This is a genomic window from Bradyrhizobium sp. 195, assembly GCF_023101665.1.
Lineage (GTDB): Bacteria > Pseudomonadota > Alphaproteobacteria > Rhizobiales > Xanthobacteraceae > Bradyrhizobium.
In genome coordinates this window covers 83,225-98,890 of the sequence record NZ_CP082161.1, presented here as the reverse complement: position 1 = coordinate 98,890, position 15,666 = coordinate 83,225, and the positions used below count along the sequence as shown (strand labels likewise).

General features: G+C 63.7%; 17 protein-coding genes and 1 tRNA gene. 11 read left to right on the top strand and 7 right to left on the bottom strand.

Features of this window, described 5'->3' with window-relative positions:
* The first annotated feature begins 111 nt into the window (after positions 1-111).
* The 3 genes from IVB26_RS00525 (at position 112) to IVB26_RS00515 (ending at position 1,012) form a co-directional block, all read left to right on the top strand.
* Positions 112-519, top strand: coding sequence for a TIGR02300 family protein (locus IVB26_RS00525; RefSeq protein ID WP_212083327.1), 408 nt, complete (start codon positions 112-114; stop codon positions 517-519).
* A 95-nt stretch (positions 520-614) separates the two neighbouring features.
* Positions 615-690, top strand: a tRNA-Ala gene (locus IVB26_RS00520).
* Positions 691-793: 103 nt separating this feature from the next.
* Positions 794-1,012: a GIY-YIG nuclease family protein gene (locus IVB26_RS00515; RefSeq protein ID WP_247973380.1), complete on the top strand. Its 219-nt coding sequence runs from the start codon at positions 794-796 to the stop codon at positions 1,010-1,012.
* Positions 1,013-1,029: 17 nt separating this feature from the next.
* On the opposite strand, the gene IVB26_RS00510 is transcribed toward IVB26_RS00515, so the two are convergent.
* On the bottom strand, positions 1,030-1,491 hold the full coding sequence (locus IVB26_RS00510; RefSeq protein WP_247970141.1) for a MarR family winged helix-turn-helix transcriptional regulator: 462 nt from the start codon (positions 1,489-1,491) through the stop codon (positions 1,030-1,032).
* A gap of 148 nt (positions 1,492-1,639) precedes the next feature.
* Here IVB26_RS00510 and IVB26_RS00505 point away from each other — a divergent pair, with 148 nt between their 5' ends.
* The 8 genes from IVB26_RS00505 (at position 1,640) to IVB26_RS00470 (ending at position 9,022) form a co-directional block, all read left to right on the top strand.
* Complete coding sequence (locus IVB26_RS00505) at positions 1,640-2,065, top strand: organic hydroperoxide resistance protein (RefSeq protein ID WP_061023501.1); 426 nt, start codon at positions 1,640-1,642, stop codon at positions 2,063-2,065.
* Between the two features lie 179 nt (positions 2,066-2,244).
* On the top strand, positions 2,245-3,450 hold the full coding sequence (locus tag IVB26_RS00500; protein ID WP_247006727.1) for a CaiB/BaiF CoA transferase family protein: 1,206 nt from the start codon (positions 2,245-2,247) through the stop codon (positions 3,448-3,450).
* Positions 3,451-3,664: 214 nt separating this feature from the next.
* Entirely contained in the window at positions 3,665-4,981 is a 1,317-nt protein-coding gene (gene ugpB, locus IVB26_RS00495; RefSeq protein ID WP_247970140.1) for a sn-glycerol-3-phosphate ABC transporter substrate-binding protein UgpB, read from the top strand.
* A 48-nt stretch (positions 4,982-5,029) separates the two neighbouring features.
* A complete protein-coding gene (gene ugpA, locus IVB26_RS00490; protein WP_247970139.1) occupies positions 5,030-5,911 on the top strand; it encodes a sn-glycerol-3-phosphate ABC transporter permease UgpA in 882 nt (293 codons plus the stop codon).
* Positions 5,911-6,759, top strand: coding sequence for a sn-glycerol-3-phosphate ABC transporter permease UgpE (gene ugpE / locus IVB26_RS00485; RefSeq protein ID WP_247970138.1), 849 nt, complete (start codon positions 5,911-5,913; stop codon positions 6,757-6,759). Before ugpA ends, ugpE begins: the two co-directional genes overlap by 1 nt.
* Positions 6,760-6,867: 108 nt before the next feature.
* On the top strand, positions 6,868-7,953 hold the full coding sequence (locus IVB26_RS00480; protein ID WP_247970137.1) for a sn-glycerol-3-phosphate import ATP-binding protein UgpC: 1,086 nt from the start codon (positions 6,868-6,870) through the stop codon (positions 7,951-7,953).
* Between the two features lie 320 nt (positions 7,954-8,273).
* Positions 8,274-8,699, top strand: coding sequence for an Hsp20 family protein (locus IVB26_RS00475; RefSeq protein WP_018645065.1), 426 nt, complete (start codon positions 8,274-8,276; stop codon positions 8,697-8,699).
* A 50-nt stretch (positions 8,700-8,749) separates the two neighbouring features.
* Positions 8,750-9,022 (top strand): BQ00720 family protein, encoded by a 273-nt coding sequence (locus IVB26_RS00470; protein ID WP_007598581.1) that lies wholly within the window; start codon positions 8,750-8,752, stop codon positions 9,020-9,022.
* A 239-nt stretch (positions 9,023-9,261) separates the two neighbouring features.
* On the opposite strand, the gene IVB26_RS00465 is transcribed toward IVB26_RS00470, so the two are convergent.
* From IVB26_RS00465 to IVB26_RS00440, 6 genes are all read right to left on the bottom strand, one after another.
* On the bottom strand, positions 9,262-10,374 hold the full coding sequence (locus IVB26_RS00465) for a tetratricopeptide repeat protein (protein ID WP_247970136.1): 1,113 nt from the start codon (positions 10,372-10,374) through the stop codon (positions 9,262-9,264).
* A gap of 116 nt (positions 10,375-10,490) precedes the next feature.
* A complete protein-coding gene (gene ptsN, locus IVB26_RS00460) occupies positions 10,491-10,952 on the bottom strand; it encodes a PTS IIA-like nitrogen regulatory protein PtsN (RefSeq protein WP_027514736.1) in 462 nt (153 codons plus the stop codon).
* Positions 10,953-11,180: 228 nt separating this feature from the next.
* On the bottom strand, positions 11,181-11,783 hold the full coding sequence (gene hpf / locus IVB26_RS00455; RefSeq protein WP_247314562.1) for a ribosome hibernation-promoting factor, HPF/YfiA family: 603 nt from the start codon (positions 11,781-11,783) through the stop codon (positions 11,181-11,183).
* 198 nt (positions 11,784-11,981) lie between these two features.
* On the bottom strand, positions 11,982-13,613 hold the full coding sequence (gene rpoN / locus IVB26_RS00450; RefSeq protein ID WP_247970135.1) for an RNA polymerase factor sigma-54: 1,632 nt from the start codon (positions 13,611-13,613) through the stop codon (positions 11,982-11,984).
* Positions 13,614-13,703: 90 nt separating this feature from the next.
* Positions 13,704-14,723, bottom strand: coding sequence for an LPS export ABC transporter ATP-binding protein (lptB, locus tag IVB26_RS00445; RefSeq protein WP_247970134.1), 1,020 nt, complete (start codon positions 14,721-14,723; stop codon positions 13,704-13,706).
* A 222-nt stretch (positions 14,724-14,945) separates the two neighbouring features.
* Entirely contained in the window at positions 14,946-15,662 is a 717-nt protein-coding gene (locus IVB26_RS00440) for an LptA/OstA family protein (RefSeq protein ID WP_247970133.1), read from the bottom strand.
* Positions 15,663-15,666 lie beyond the last annotated feature (4 nt).

Genomic DNA, 15,666 nt, shown 5'->3' with positions numbered 1-15,666 from the left:
TGGTCCGGGCCCCGTCACGGGCATGTCGTTCTCCCGTAATGCGCTATTGACAGCGGGCCGCCAACTAGCCAAGTGAAACACCGCTTTTCAGACATTCCCAGGATTCCTGCCGTGGCCAAGTCCGAACTCGGAACTAAACGTATTTGCCCGACCACGGGCAAGAAGTTCTATGACCTCAACAAGAATCCGGTGATCTCGCCCTATACCGGCGAAGTGGTGCCGATCGCCCCCGTGGCGCCCGCACGTGCGCCCCGCGGCGCCGAAGCCCGGCACGCGGCGACCGCGGACGCCACGCCCGAGCCGGCAGAGGTCGAAGAGGTCTCGCTCGAGGAGGCCGACGCCGAGGAGAACACCGGCAAGGTCAAGGCCGTCGTGCCCGAATCCGAGGACGATATCGAGGTCGATGAGACTCTCGATGACGACGATGACGATGATTCGACCTTCATTGCCGACGAAGAAGAAGGCGATGAGGACGTGACCGACATCATTGGTGATGTCGGAGGTGATGAAGAGACTTGAGATCAGCCCTGATCTGTGAAAAAGGGTGCACCGCGCGAGTCACCAGGGCTCGCCGGTTGGGGTGAACCACCAGGGTTCATCCCGCGAAGGACTAAGGGGCCATAGCTCAGCTGGGAGAGCGCTTGCATGGCATGCAAGAGGTCGGCGGTTCGATCCCGCCTGGCTCCACCAGCCTTCGCTGGCTTCGCCAGCTTCGGCTGGGCAAGCCTAGGGAAGTCCCTCGTAGCGAAGTGAGCGAAGGCTGCCACGCCATAGCCCGAAGGGCGACGGCGGGCTGGGGCTGGCATCTGCGCAGCCGCCGGCCGTCCGCATCACGGACGACCTGCGGGCCCGCTTGGCGAAGCACAACGCTGGCGAGGTACCGCACACCTCGAAATTCGGACCTTGGCGAATACGGACCTATTTCGCATTTGATGACGCAGCACGCGCGTTCGCGTTCGAGCGATATCTGAAGTCTGGCTCTGGCCGCGCATTCGCAAAGAACCACTTCTAACCGCGCATGACGTCCCCCTACTCCCCGATCACCGCATTCAGCCGGTCGCGCAGCGCAACGATCTCATCCTTCATCGCCACCAGTTCCGGCACCGAGCAATCCGAGGCCGCCAGGATCGACTGCGGCACATTGCGGGCTTTTTCCTTCAAGGCGTGCCCCTGCGCCGTCAGCGCGATCAGGACCTGACGCTCGTCCTCGCTCGAGCGGGTGCGCCTGACCAGATGGGCGGCCTCCAGCCGCTTCAGCAGCGGCGTCAGCGTGCCCGAATCCAGGAACAGGCGCTCGCCGATGTCCTTGACCGGGACGTCGTCGCGCTCCCACAGCACCAGCATGACGAGATATTGGGGATAGGTCAGGCCGAGCCGGTCCAAAAGCGGCTTGTAGACGCGGTTGAACGCATGCGCGGCCGAATAGACCGCAAAGCAGATCTGGTTGTCGAGCCGCAGCGGCGCGTCCGCTGCAGGTGATTTTCGAGGCATGGAGAATCTCTCGGGTTTGTCTCATTCTGGGGCCGCGCGCCGCCACATTCAATTGCGAACAATTAAATGTGAGACCGTGTAATTTCAATTGCGCACAATCTAATTGTCTGCGATAGAGCCGCACCCAACGAAACCCAGGGAGACGACAATGTCCGTGAACGTCCTCTACAAGACCAGCGCCAAGGCCACCGGCGGCCGCGACGGCCATGCTGCAACCCTCGACGGCGCGCTCGACGTCAAGCTGACCACGCCGAAGGAGCTCGGCGGCGGAGGCGGCGCCGGCAACAATCCCGAGCAGCTGTTCGCGGCCGGCTATGCCGCCTGCTTCATCGGCGCGATGAAGTTCGTGGCCTCGCAGGGCGGCCCCAAGGTTCCCGCCGACGCCTCCGTCACCTCGACCGTCGGAATCGGCCCGCGCTCCGAGGGTGGCTTCGGTCTCGACATCGACCTCGCTGTCTCGCTGCCGGGCCTTGCCCGCGCGGAGGCCGAGGCACTGGTCGAGAAGGCGCACCAGGTGTGTCCCTATTCCAACGCCACGCGCGGCAATGTCGACGTTCGCCTGACGGTCGTCTGATCGGAACGGCGGATTGGCTGGCCCGGGATCCCCCTCGGGCCGGCCGTTTCCTTTCGGTTTTGCCCGCGCCGCGGGATTGACCGGCGGCGGCGCATACGCCCCTACGCACGGAGCCATTGCTGGCGTGCACGAAGCTCGCTAGGCCTGTGATCAAACGTCGACACAGGGAAGCGAAAGCAATGAGTTCAGAAGCCGCCACAGGTGCCATGAGCGGACTGCGCGTCATCGATCTCACGCGCGTGCTCGGCGGTCCCTACTGCACTCAGATCCTCGCCGACCATGGCGCCGACGTGATCAAGGTCGAGCCGCCCGCGGGCGACGAGGTGCGCGAATGGGGCCCTCCTTTCCACGAGGAGGACGCGGCCTATTTCATCGGCATTAACCGCAACAAGCGCTCGATCGGTCTCGACCTCGCCTCCGAGGGCGGCCGCATTGTGCTGCTCAAGATGCTGGAGAGCGCCGACGTCCTGATCGAGAATTTCAAGCCGGGCACGCTGGAGAAATGGGGCATCGGCAACGAGGTGCTGCGCGAGAAATTCCCGCGCCTCGTGCATTGCCGGATCTGCGGCTTCGGCGCCGACGGTCCGCGCGGCGGCAATCCCGGCTATGATGCCATCATCCAGGCCATGACCGGCATGATCGCCGCGACCGGCTCGCCCGAGAGCGGACCGATGCGGATCGGCGTGCCGTTGGTCGACATCACCACCGGCCTATACGCGGCGATCGGCATCCTGATGGCACTGTCGGAGCGGCAGCGCTCCGGCAAGGGCCAGTTCCTGGAGACGACGCTGTACGAGACCGGCCTTGCCATCATGCATCCGCACACCGCGAATTATTTCATGCATGGCAAGCCGCCGTCGCTCACAGGCAACGAGCACCCCAACCTCGTGCCCTACGCGATCTTCCCGACCAAGACCGACGACATCTTCATCGGCGTCGGCAATGACGGCACCTTCCGCAAGCTCGCCAAGGAGATCGGCAAGCCTGAGCTCGGCACCGATCCGCGCTTTGCACGCAACAAGGACCGCATCGCCAACCGCGAGGCGCTGCGCGCCGAGCTGGCCGCGGTGTTCAGCCAGCACGAGGCCGAGCCGCTGTGCAATCGCCTGCTTGCGGCGGGCCTGCCCGCTGGGCCCGTGCAGAAGATCGATCAGGCATTGACCAACCCGCACACGATCGCGCGCGGGGATATTATCGAGAAGGACTGGTACAAGGGCGTCGCCTCGCCGATCCGGCTCGACCGCAGCAAGCCGAGCCTGCGCCGCCTGCCGCCCAAATTCAGCCAGCACTCGGCGGAAGTGCTCGGCGAGTTCGGCTTCTCCAAGGCCGAGATCGACGCGATGGTCGAGAAGGGCACCGTCTGCGGCCCCGAGCGCAAGAGGTAGGGCCACCTCCATCCAACGAATGATGCCGCACTGCGGCGCGGGCACGATAGTGCACCGCGAACGGAGGAGCCCGCCCGCTTCGTCTTCGCCTATTTGACAGCTTCCCTTTTCCAGCGCTTGCCGCTTTCGTTTCGGCCGCTTACACAGTCATGTGAACGTCATATGGCGCTGCTAGCGCAAGCGCTTCTTTAGACGGGCAAGGGAGGTTTTCTTGATGGCTCTTCGACATTTTGGCACGGCTGCTGCTGTTGCACTCGCGGTTGGTCTCGGCGCTTCGCCGGCTTTGGCCGTGACGGAAATCCAGTGGTGGCACGCGATGACCGGCGCCAACAATGACGTCATCGTCAAGCTCGCCAACGATTTCAACGCCGCGCAGAGCGACTACAAGGTGATCCCCACCTACAAGGGCAATTACGCCGACACGATGAACGCGGGCATCGCGGCGTTCCGCGCCGGCAACGCGCCGCACATCATGCAGGTGTTCGAAGTCGGCACCGCGACCATGATGGCTGCCACCGGCGCCGTGAAGCCCGTTTACAAGCTCATGGCCGACGCAGGCGAAAAGTTCGATCCCAAGATCTACCTGCCCGCCATCACCGGCTACTACTCGACCTCGAAGGGCGAGATGCTGTCGTTTCCCTTCAACTCGTCGTCCACCGTCATGTGGGTCAATCTCGACGAGCTGAAGAAGGCCAATGTCGAGATCCCGAAGACCTGGCCCGAAACGTTCGAGGCCGCCAAGAAGCTGAAGGCTGCCGGTCATGACACCTGTGGCTTCTCCGGCTCCTGGGTGACCTGGGTCAACCTCGAGCAGCTCTCCGCCTGGCACAACGTGCCGCTCGCCAGCAAGGCCAACGGCCTCGACGGCTTCGACACCGTGCTGGAGTTCAACGGGCCGCTCCAGGTCAAGCATCTCGAGAACCTGGTCGAGCTCCAGAAGACCAAGGTCTACGACTATGCCGGCCGTACCAACACCGGCGAAGGCCGCTTCACGTCGGGCGAATGCCCGATCTACCTGACCTCGTCGGCCTTCTTCGGCAACGTCAAGGCCCAGGCCAAGTTCAACTTCACCGCCGTCCCGATGCCCTATTATCCCGACGCAAAGGGCGCGCCGCAAAACTCGATCATCGGCGGCGCTTCGCTCTGGGTCATGGGCGGCAAGCCGGCCGAGGAATACAAGGGCGTCGCAAAATTCCTGACCTTCCTCTCGGACACCGATCGCCAGGTCTATATCCACAAGGCCTCGGGCTACCTGCCGATCACCAAGGCGGCCTATGAGAAGGCGAAGGCCGAAGGCTTCTACAAGGACCAGCCCTATCTCGAGACCCCGCTGCTCGAGCTGACCAACAAGGAGCCGACCGAGAACTCCCGCGGCCTGCGTCTCGGCAACATGGTGCAGCTCCGCGACGTCTGGTCGGAAGAGATCGAGCAGGCGCTTGCCGGCAAGAAGACCGCCAAGCAGGCGCTGGACGCGGCCGTCGAGCGCGGCAACACGATGCTGCGCCAGTTCGAAAAGACCGCCGTCAAGTGAGACGATCAGCGGCAGGCCGGTGACCCCGGCCTGCCGCTCTGGGGCATCATGCAAAAGCAAGCCATTTTCCAATCGAAGCTGTTGCCTTACGCGCTGGTTGCGCCGCAGCTCGCGATCGTCCTGATTTTCTTCTACTGGCCGGCCCTGCAGGCGGTGATCCAGTCCTTCCTGCTCCAGGATGCCTTCGGCCTTTCGACCACCTTCGTCTGGTTCGACAATTACATCGAGCTCTTGAAGGACCGCGCCTATTTCGAGGCGATCGTGCGGACCTTCTTCTTCTCGTTCGCCATCGCTGTGTCGTCGCTGTCGTTTGCGCTGCTGCTTGCCGTGATGGCGGACAAGCCACTGCGCGGCTCGACGCTCTACCGGACACTGCTGATCTGGCCCTATGCGGTGGCGCCGCCGGTCGTCGGCGTGCTCTGGATCTTCATGCTGCACCCCTCGCTCGGTGTGCTCTCGCGATATTTGCGCGCCCTCGGCGTCGACTGGAATCCGCTGCTCGACGGCGACCAGGCCGCCGCACTGATCATCTTCGCCGCCGCCTGGAAGCAGATCTCCTACAACTTCCTGTTCTTCCTCGCCGGCCTGCAGAGCATCCCGCGAAGCGTGCTCGAGGCCGCCGCGATCGACGGCGCGCGCCCGATGCGCCGGTTCTGGACCGTGACCTTCCCGCTGCTGTCGCCGACCATCTTCTTCCTGCTGGTCGTCAACATCGTCTACGCCTTCTTCGACACGTTCGGCATCATCGACACAATGACCCGCGGCGGGCCCGGCACGTCGACGGTCACGCTGGTCTACAAGGTCTATTCCGACGGCCTGCTCGGCGGCAATCTCGGCAGCTCCGCGGCGCAATCGGTGATCCTGATGATCATGGTCATCGTGCTGACTGGAATCCAGTTCCGCTTCGTCGAACGCAAGGTGACCTACTGATGGTCGAGGAAGAGGGCTTCCGGCGCTACGTCGCTCACGCGATCCTGTGGATCGGGATCGCGATCGTCGCGTTCCCCGTCTACATCGCGATCGTCGCCTCCACCCAGGACAATGCGCTGATCGCCAACGGGCAAATGTCGCTGCTGCCCGGCGGGCATTTCTTCGAAACCTACTACCAGACCATCTTCGTCGGCACGAGCGGCTCGACCCGCGAGCCGGTCGGCAACATGATGCTGAACTCGCTGGTCATGGCGCTGCTGATCGCGGTCGGCAAGATCGCGATCTCGATCATCTCGGCCTATGCGATCGTGTATTTCCGCTTTCCGTTCCGGATGGCGATCTTCTGGATCATCTTCATCACCCTGATGCTGCCGGTCGAGGTTCGCATCTATCCGACCTACAAGATCGTCGCCGATCTGCACATGCTCGACAGCTATGCCGGCCTGTCATTGCCGCTGATCGCCTCGGCCACCGCAACCCTGCTGTTCCGCCAGTTCTTCATGACGGTGCCGGACGAGTTATTGGAAGCCTCGCGCATCGACGGCGCCGGTCCCTTCCGCTTCTTCTGGGATACGCTGCTGCCGCTGTCGCGCACCAACATGGCCGCGCTGTTCGTGATCCTGTTCATCCTCGGCTGGAATCAATATCTCTGGCCGCTGCTGATCACCACGCGCGACGACATGCAGACCATCCAGATCGGCATCCGCAAGATGATCACCACCACCGACGCGTTGACCGAATGGCCGATCGTGATGGCGACCGCCGTGCTCGCGATGCTGCCGCCGGTCTTCGTCGTCGTCGCAATGCAGAAATTGTTCGTGCGCGGTCTGGTCGAGACGGAAAAGTGAAGATGGCGAATAGTGAATGGCGAGTGGCGAATGGGGTCGCTGCGTCTGCCTTGCGTATTACACATTCCCCATTCGCCACCCCCTATTCGCTACTCGCCGGTGCAACCCATGGCTAACGTCACCCTGCGCAGCGTCCGCAAGACCTATCCCGGCGGCTTCGAGGCCATCAAGGGCGTCGATGTCGATGTCGGCGACGGACAGTTCTGCGTGCTGGTCGGCCCCTCCGGCTGCGGCAAGTCCACGCTGCTGCGCATGGTTGCGGGGCTCGAAACCGTCACCGGCGGCGAGATCGACATCGGCGGCCGGATCGTCAACCAGGTCGAGCCCGCCGATCGCGACATCGCGATGGTGTTCCAGAACTACGCGCTCTATCCGCATATGAGCGTCTACAACAACATGGCCTACGGCCTGCGCAACCGCGGCATGGCGGAAGCCGAGATCAAGACCCGCGTCGAGGAAGCCGCGCGCGTGCTCGAATTGTCGCCGATGCTGGAGCGCAAGCCGCGCCAGCTCTCGGGCGGCCAGCGTCAGCGCGTCGCCATGGGCCGCGCCATCGTGCGCCAGCCGAAGGTGTTCCTGTTCGACGAGCCGCTCTCGAATCTCGACGCCAAGCTGCGCATCGCGATGCGCGTTGAGATCCGCAAATTGCAGCGCCGCCTCAACACGACGTCAATCTACGTCACCCACGACCAGCTCGAGGCGATGACGCTCGCCGACATTCTCGTGGTGATGAATGGCGGCGAGGTCGAGCAGGTCGGCAATCCCCTTGCGATCTACGAGAAGCCGGCGACCACCTTCGTCGCTTCCTTCATCGGCGCACCGCCGATGAATTTGATGTCGACGCGCGCCGAGGAGATCAAATCACAGCTCGGGGGCAGCGCATCTGACGTCGGCATCCTCGGCATCCGCCCGGAAGATTTCGTCATCACCGACCAGACCCCGGCCGGCGGCGTCGCTCTGCCGCTGACCGTGGAAGCGATCGAGCGCGTCGGCGCCGAGACCTTCGTCTACGGCGCACGCGAGCAGGACGAGCAGCGCGTCGCCGCCACGCCCGGCGAGCTGCCGCCCGGCGAGATCATCGTCCGCATTCCCGGAACCGAGGCCCCGGCCATCGGCGCGAAAATCCGGGTCGCGGCGGTGCGCAACAAGCTGCACCTTTTCAGTGGCGATGGCCGAAAGCGGCTCGAAGCCTGACGGAGGCTTCCCAAACCAAAACTGCGAAAACAACCCCATGCACAGTAGAAGGGGCTTTGTTTTCGTTGGGAAAATCCGCCACGGAAAACCGTCACGCCCGGGCTTGTCGGCTCAGCCCGTACGAAATCGCTGGCAAGCGTTCGGAGACATGGCTGACACATAACGACGGCAGAATGGACGGGCGCAGCTAGCACGGGCCCGTCCACAGCCTCCCGGCTACCTGCTTGAACCCACATGGGAACATGCCCATATTGCTGATCAAGGGGTGCCGCTTGCGGGCCCTGATGCACCAAAGTCGCTTCGAGAGGACTTTGTAAACTATGTCTCGTGTTCCCACGTTATCCAGTCCGTTCCTTCTGGGCTTCGACGAGATTGAGCGCGTGCTCGACCGCGTCGTCAAAGGCGCCGACGGTTATCCTCCCTACAATATCGAGAGGTGCGACCGGTCGGACGGCCAGCCCGAGCGCTTGCGGATCACGCTGGCGGTCGCAGGATTCACGCGCGACCAACTCGATGTAACCATTGAGGAAAACCAGCTCGTCATTCGCGGGCGGCAGCAGGACGACAAGTCCCGGCAATACATCCATCGCGGCATCGCCGCGCGCCACTTCCAGCGCACCTTCGTGCTGGCGGAGGGGATGCTGGTGCTGGGTGCGGATCTGAAGAACGGGTTGTTGTCGGTCGATCTGGCCCGGCCTGAACCGGAGAGGATCGTTAAGACAATCGCTATCAATGAGCACGAATAATGGAACGAGTAGCGGACTCGACCGCTTAGTGTTCCAGAGGAGTCGAGACCATGAGTGAAGGTCACGTTGCGTTCGAATACGAAGCCAAGAACGTCTCGCCCGAGACACTGGCAACCCTCGGCGAGGGTCATATCGCCTATGTGAAGCAGATCCGCTCCGAGGACGTGCCGGGCCTGTTTCCCGAAGCGCCGAAAATCGCGCCGGGCCTCAAGCTCTTCGCGCTCCACGCCGCCGACGGCACGCCGATCATGCTGACCGACAGCCGGGAAGCTGCGATCGCCAACGCCTGGAGCAACGAGCTGCAAGCCGTCAGCGTGCACTGAGCGCACGTCGCGCGATAGAGATTCAAGCGGGCACGCCTTCGCAGGAGGGCGTGCCCGCTTTCATTTTGGGCGATGATGTTGCCGCGCCGTCATTGCGAGGAGCTCGCGACAAAATTGCGCAGCAATTTTGCGCTGAAGCGACGAAGCAATCCAGAATCCCTTCGCGGATGGATTCTGGACTGCTTCGCTTCGCTCGCAATGACCGACTGTGAGGCGGCAGCGCCCACCTGTCTCGCACATCACTTCACAAATCCGAGCCCTTCACGCGCCGTGTCCACGGCCCATTTGTCGGTCGGCGGCAGCGCGAGCACGCTGTTGAAGTCCACGCGCGCATGCTTGGCATCGGACATCATCATGTAGAGAAGGCCGCGATTGACCAGGACATCCTGATTGTTGGGATCGAGCCGAAGCGCCTCGTTGTAGTCGGCGAGCGCGCGATCGTGCTGTCCGAGGTCGCGAAACACGCCGGCGCGATCGGTATAGACCTGCGAATCTCGCGGCTGTAGCCGAATCGCTTCGTCGAAATCGGCAAGGGCCCGTTTATCATCGCCCTTCCTGTGCAGGACAACGGCGCGAACGCGATAGGCCTTCTGGAAAGACGGCGTGATTCTCGTGACGTCATCCAACTCCCGGATGGTGCCGTCGGTGTCATCCTTGTTCAGGAACACAATGGCCCGGCAATAATGGCCGCCGGCACTTCCGGGCTCGAGACGGACGGCGCTGTCGCAGTCGTCGAGGGCTGCATCGATCTCGCCCTTGTTGAGACGAATGTTGCTTCGCAGTTCGTAGGGCCAGGCAGCGGCTGGATTCCGCTGCATCGCCTCGGTGTAATCGGCGGCGGCGCGATCGGCGGCGCCCTTCACCGCATAGACCTGCCCGCGCATCATGAGCGCACGGTAGGCCTGCTTGGGGCTGCGTTCGATGGCCTCGGTGAAGCCGGCGATCGCGAGATCGAAATCGCGGTGGTTGAAATATTCCTCGGCGCGCGAGGTGTAGGGCGCGCCATAGTCGGGATCGAGGCGGATGGCCTCGTTGTAGTCGGCCATCGCGCGATCGCGGTCGCCTTTGGCGGAATAGGCGCGGCCGCGGCAATGATAGGCACGCCCGAAGTTCGGGTCGATCCGGATCGAAGCGCTGCAATCGTCGAAGGCGCGATTCCAGTCGTGCTTGATGTAGTAGGCTTCGCCACGCAGCTCGTAAGCCGCCGCATTCGCCGGCTCCGCCGCGATGATCGCGGTCTTCTCGGCGATGACGCGATCGCTGGATGCCTCGTCAGCATGCGCCACGGCCGTGGCGACGACAGTCACCGAGCAAAGCAGACCGAAAACCCGGCCGATCGAACCGCAAATCATGTGTTGAAAATTCCCGCGCCGAATCCCTGCCGGACGCGTGCAGAATCCGATCGACGGCGCCCGACCGTGAAAATAGGTCGCAGAAGGCGCGCGGTGGGTTCGAACGGGCGGGAGCTTTAAGCCGCCGTCGCCGGCGGCAGCGCGAGCACCGAATAAATCGCCTGGGCATCGCGCGAGGCGCGGAGCTTCTTGGCGATGTCCTGGTCGCGCAGCAGGCGGGCGATGCGGGCGAGCGCTTTGAGGTGATCGGCGCCGGCGCCTTCGGGGGCTAGCAGCAGGAAGACCAGATCGACCGGTTGGCCGTCCATCGATTCGAAATCGATCGGGCGGTCGAGCCGTGCGAACAGGCCAAAGATCTTTTCGAGCTTGGGCAGCTTGCCGTGCGGAATGGCAACGCCGTAGCCGACCGCGGTGGTGCCGAGCTTCTCCCGCTGCAGCAGCACCTCGAACACGGAGCGCTCGTTCTGGCCGGTCAGCTCGGCGGCCTTGGCCGCGAGCTCCTGCAAGGCCTGCTTCTTGCTGTTGACTTTCAATGCCGGGAGAATCGCCTCGGGTGCGACCAGATCGGTAATCGGCATGGAGGCTTTCCGAGGTGAATTAAACCGTCAGGTTCCGATTTGGCCGGCTTGATAGACCAAGCTCGGCCGGCGTCAATAACATGAAGCAGGAGGGGGACTTAGCCCAGAGTCCTGCCAAGTCCAGATGTGGGGGGCTTCTACTCCAACGCAATCCCGGTGCCAACTCCCGCGTGCGGCTTTGCCACGGTCATTGTTAAGGGCCGGGATCGTACGGAGTCCCGCCTCGGCCTAACCGCCCGCCTTGCCATCGACCTTGGCCCCCGGCGGATCGATCCAGCCCACATTGCCGTCCGCCCGGCGGTAAATGATGTTTACCCGGCCCGAAGAGCCGTGCTGGAAGACCAGGCAAGGCGCTCCGCTGAGATCGAGTTCCATGACCGCCTCGCTGACCGACAGCGGCCTCAGCGAGGTGGTCGCCTCGGCGATGATGACGGGGCTGTAGCCGGTGACCTCGTCCTCGCCCTCCGGCGCCTCCAGCACGTAGCTCGTCGCATCGAGCGCAGCCATCGCCTCGGAGGCGACATGGGCTTTGCGGGCGGAGCGGTCCTTGAGCCGGTTCTTGTAGCGGCGCAGCCGCTTCTCGATCATCACCAGCGCCTGGTCGGCGCTGGCATAAGCATCCGGCGCGTTCGAATCGGCCTCCAGCGTGATCCCCGAATCGAGGTGCAGGGCACAATCGGTGCGGAAGCCGAAGCCGTCCTTGCTGAGCGTGATGTGGCCGGAATAATTGCCGTCGAAATATTTGCGCAGCACCTCGTCGGTGCGGTCGGCAACGCGGCCGCGCAGGGCCTCACCGACGCTGATGCTCTTGCCCGAAATCCGAAGAGTCATGGGATGCCTCGCTTGGTTTGCTCTTCAGCTGCGACGACGCGTCATCGCAGCTGAAGTTCTTCCCTGCGCATGATCTCCCCACGGGCCCTTTCCGCGTTCGTCGGGAGAGGAAGCCGCTGTGCGCTTTTCCGGATCATGCGCGTGCCTGGATCAGTTGCAAAGGGGGGCCGAGAGTAGCGCGATTTCGCGCCAGTGCAATCAGGCCGGTTCGGTGTTGCGGGAGCGGTCGGACATTGCGGTGGAGAGGACGTTGCCAAGAGCGCTCTGCTTGTCGCGGCGGCGTTGCACCGAGGAAGGTATGCGCATGGCTTCGCGGTACTTCGCGACCGTGCGGCGGGCAATATCAATGCCCGAGGCGCGCAAGCGTTCCACGATGGTGTCGTCCGACAGGATCGCCGAGGGCTCTTCCGAATCGATCAGCTGCTTGATGTGGTGGCGTACCGCCTCGGCGGAATGCGCCTCGCCGCCGTCGGCCGAGGCGATCGAGGCCGTGAAGAAATATTTCAACTCGAATGTGCCGCGATTTGTCGCCATGTATTTGTTGGCGGTGACGCGCGACACCGTGGATTCATGCATCTGAATGGCGTCGGCGACGGCCTTCAGATTCAGCGGCCGCAGGTGCGCCACGCCGTGGGTGAAGAAGCCGTCCTGCTGGCGCACGATCTCGGTTGCAACCTTCAGGATGGTGCGGGCGCGCTGATCGAGCGCGCGCACCAGCCAGGTCGCGTTCTGGAGCGCGTCGGTGAAATAGGACTTGTCGCCGTCCTTGCCGATCTTCTTCGACAGCTCGGAATAGTAGGTCTGGTTGACCAGCACACGCGGCAAGGTGTCGCTGTTGAGCTCGACATGCCAGCCGCCGTCGGGACCCGGGCGGACATAGACATCGGGCACCATGGTCTGCAAACGCGCCGAGCCGAACTTCATGCCGGGCTTGGGATTGAGGCGGCGGATTTCGCCGATCATGTCGGCGATGTCCTCGTCGTCGACGCCGCAGAGCTTGCGCAAGGCCACGATGTCGCGTTTGGCGAGGAGATCGAGATGCTCGACCAGGGCCTGCATTGCGGGATCATAGCGGTCGAGCTCGCGGAGCTGGATCGCAAGGCATTCGCTTAAGTTACGCGCGCAGACGCCGGGCGGATCGAATTTTTGCAGCACGGCAAGGACGCCCTCGACGTCGGCTTGCGATGCGCCGAGACGCTCGGCGGCCTGGCCGAGATCGCCCGGCAGATAGCCGGCCTCGTCGACGAGGTCGATCAGGTACTGGCCGATCATGCGCTGCGCCGGACCGGAGAAGGCCACCGAGAGCTGCTCGGCGAGATGGTCCGACAGGGTCAACTCCGCGGCAACGAAGGCTTCGAGATTGTAGTCCTCGTCGCCGGAGGCGCCGCCGCCCCATTCGGTATAGGTGGTCGGCGCCGCGTCCTGGGCGTTGCGCGCCGCAGCCTCGGCCGGCTCCTCGGAGAAGACGTTGTCCAGGCCCGTGTCCAGGGTCTGCTCGATCTCGGCGCGGGTGCCGAGATCCTTGCTCATCCATTCTTCCTGGCCCGGCTCGAAGCCTTCCGCACTGCCGCCAAAGCCGTCGTCACCCTGACCGTCACCTTGGCCGCCGGCCTCGTCGCCATCGCCGTACTGACCGGCATCAGTGGGGGTCTCGCCCGCGGGGGCCTCGTCACTGGCCCGTTCCAGCAGGGGGTTACGCTCGAGCTCCTCTTCCACGAAGGTCGTGAGATCGAGATTGGACAATTGCAGCAGCTTGATCGCCTGCATCAATTGCGGCGTCATGACCAGCGACTGCGATTGCCGGAACTCTAATCTCTGCGTAAGCGCCATGAAGCAAGAACCGATCCAAAAAGTTGGTCCGATTTTTGCTTACCCTAGTCCGGGCCCGATGTACACGTCTTGACGAAACGCAAAAACGGGCTAGAGGCGGAATTCCTCGCCAAGGTAAAGGCGGCGCACGTCCGGATCTGCGACGATCTCATCCGGACTCCCCTCGGTCAAGATTTCCCCGGCATAGACGATATAGGCGCGATCGGTGAGGCCGAGCGTCTCGCGGACGTTGTGGTCGGTGATGAGCACGCCGATGCCGCGATTGGTGAGATGGCGGACGAGGTCCTGGATGTCGCCGACCGCGATCGGGTCGATGCCGGCGAAGGGCTCGTCGAGCAGCATGTAGTTCGGACGCGTCGCCAGCGCACGCGCGATCTCGACGCGGCGCCGCTCGCCGCCGGAGAGCGCGATCGACGGCGATTTGCGCAGCCGCGTGATGTTGAATTCGTCGAGCAGGGAATCGAGCTGCTGCTCGCGCTTCTTGCGCGAGGGTTCGACCACTTCGAGTACGGCACGGATGTTCTGCTCGACGGTGAGGCCGCGGAAAATCGAGGCTTCCTGCGGCAGATAGCCGATCCCGAGCCGCGCGCGCTGGTACATCGGGAGTTTCGTGACATCGTGGCCGTCGAGCTCGATCGCGCCGCGATCGGCCTTGATCAGGCCGGTGATCATGTAGAACACGGTGGTCTTGCCGGCGCCGTTCGGGCCGAGCAGGCCGACCGCTTCGCCGCGGCGCACATAGATGCTGACGCCGCGCACCACCTGGCGGCTGCCGAACGCCTTTTCCACGCTATGCACAGCCAGGAAACCCGGCCGCTTCAGCAGCTGCGGTCCGCCCGCGCCATTGGACCTGCCGGCCGCCCTGACGGGATGAACCGCCTGCGCACGCGGTTCGGCTTGATAATCGGCTTGATAGTCGTCCTGGTAGTCACCCGGGAACTGGTCGGGCGCATGGATCGCCTGGTCGCGGGCCCTCGGCGGCGCGTCCCGGATCGGGCTGGTCACGAGCCCGCCGACGCTGTCACCGAGCGCGGTGATGTCCTGACGCGCAAATCCTGGCCGGCCGCGCTTGGCGGGGCGCCGACGGAACATGCTGAAGAGATCGACCATCCCCGCCTTTTAGCCTTTCGCGACGATCCTGCGCGAATTCGCGCGATCTGCCGCACCGACCTTTCGATTCGCCGATGCAGCATGAGTGAAGGGATGTCTCATGCCCAGTGAAACACGCCCGAAAAGCGGCGGACCCCGCTTCGATAGCCCTGCGCGCTAGATACAGTCTCGCCGGCCAAGCTTCAACCTCGGTTCGGTCGCATCCGAACCAAGACGTTGAATTCATTTCGGTTTACTTGCGCCAGGCAATTGCAGAGGAGGCGCCCCGCCGGGCTTGCCCGAACCGCAATCATTGCCGCCGCCCTGCGGCAGCAGAGCCTGAACCCGGCCGTTGTCGGATTCCACCCGCGACACGCCCGTCGTCATGTCGACCATCAAGCGGTCGCCGCGCAGCACGTTCTTGCACTGCGTCAGAACCACCTGGCCGCCACCGCCGAGCATGGTGATGAGATTGGTCCTGGTATCGAACACGGCGGTCTCGCCCGTCACCACCTGATCCTTCTGGGTGACCACGACATTGCCGCGTGCCTCCAGCCGCTTGATCGAGGAGCTGCCGCCCGGGCCCGGCTGCGCCGACTGCATCGGCGCCGACTTCGCGCCCTTCGCCGGTGCGGGCTGTGGCGTCGCAGGCTTGTCGCCGCCAGATTCGTAAAACACCACCAGCGTCTTCGAGGTCATGGTGGTGTCGCCCTGCACGACCTTCACATTGCCGGCGAAGGTCGCCTCCTTCTTCTTGTCGCGCATCTCGAGCGAGGCGGCCTCGATCTGAATCGGCTGGTCGCGGTTCTGCGAAAAGCCCTGCATCGCGTTGGGCACGCCCTGCATCGTGCTCTGCGCGAGTGCCGCACCGCCAGCGACCAGCGCGATGCCGACTGCAAGTGCAGCCGCGCTGATGATGGCGCACCGCTTGTCGCCGCTGCGCGAAAAAGACTTGATCATGAAA

What these genes read in the sequence shown, in the direction of transcription:
- IVB26_RS00500 (WP_247006727.1), top strand. Translation starts at nt 2,245, where the DNA reads ATGAGTTCAGAAGCCGCCACAGGTGCCATGAGCGGACTGCGCGTCATC.
- ugpA (WP_247970139.1), top strand. Translation starts at nt 5,030, where the DNA reads ATGCAAAAGCAAGCCATTTTCCAATCGAAGCTGTTGCCTTACGCGCTG.
- hpf (WP_247314562.1), bottom strand. Translation starts at nt 11,783, where the DNA reads ATGACTCTTCGGATTTCGGGCAAGAGCATCAGCGTCGGTGAGGCCCTG.
- lptB (WP_247970134.1), bottom strand. Translation starts at nt 14,723, where the DNA reads ATGGTCGATCTCTTCAGCATGTTCCGTCGGCGCCCCGCCAAGCGCGGC.
- IVB26_RS00480 (WP_247970137.1), top strand. Translation starts at nt 6,868, where the DNA reads ATGGCTAACGTCACCCTGCGCAGCGTCCGCAAGACCTATCCCGGCGGC.
- IVB26_RS00505 (WP_061023501.1), top strand. Translation starts at nt 1,640, where the DNA reads ATGTCCGTGAACGTCCTCTACAAGACCAGCGCCAAGGCCACCGGCGGC.
- IVB26_RS00465 (WP_247970136.1), bottom strand. Translation starts at nt 10,374, where the DNA reads ATGATTTGCGGTTCGATCGGCCGGGTTTTCGGTCTGCTTTGCTCGGTG.
- IVB26_RS00470 (WP_007598581.1), top strand. Translation starts at nt 8,750, where the DNA reads ATGAGTGAAGGTCACGTTGCGTTCGAATACGAAGCCAAGAACGTCTCG.
- ugpE (WP_247970138.1), top strand. Translation starts at nt 5,911, where the DNA reads ATGGTCGAGGAAGAGGGCTTCCGGCGCTACGTCGCTCACGCGATCCTG.
- rpoN (WP_247970135.1), bottom strand. Translation starts at nt 13,613, where the DNA reads ATGGCGCTTACGCAGAGATTAGAGTTCCGGCAATCGCAGTCGCTGGTC.
- IVB26_RS00440 (WP_247970133.1), bottom strand. Translation starts at nt 15,662, where the DNA reads ATGATCAAGTCTTTTTCGCGCAGCGGCGACAAGCGGTGCGCCATCATC.
- ptsN (WP_027514736.1), bottom strand. Translation starts at nt 10,952, where the DNA reads ATGCCGATTACCGATCTGGTCGCACCCGAGGCGATTCTCCCGGCATTG.
- IVB26_RS00510 (WP_247970141.1), bottom strand. Translation starts at nt 1,491, where the DNA reads ATGCCTCGAAAATCACCTGCAGCGGACGCGCCGCTGCGGCTCGACAAC.
- ugpB (WP_247970140.1), top strand. Translation starts at nt 3,665, where the DNA reads ATGGCTCTTCGACATTTTGGCACGGCTGCTGCTGTTGCACTCGCGGTT.
- IVB26_RS00475 (WP_018645065.1), top strand. Translation starts at nt 8,274, where the DNA reads ATGTCTCGTGTTCCCACGTTATCCAGTCCGTTCCTTCTGGGCTTCGAC.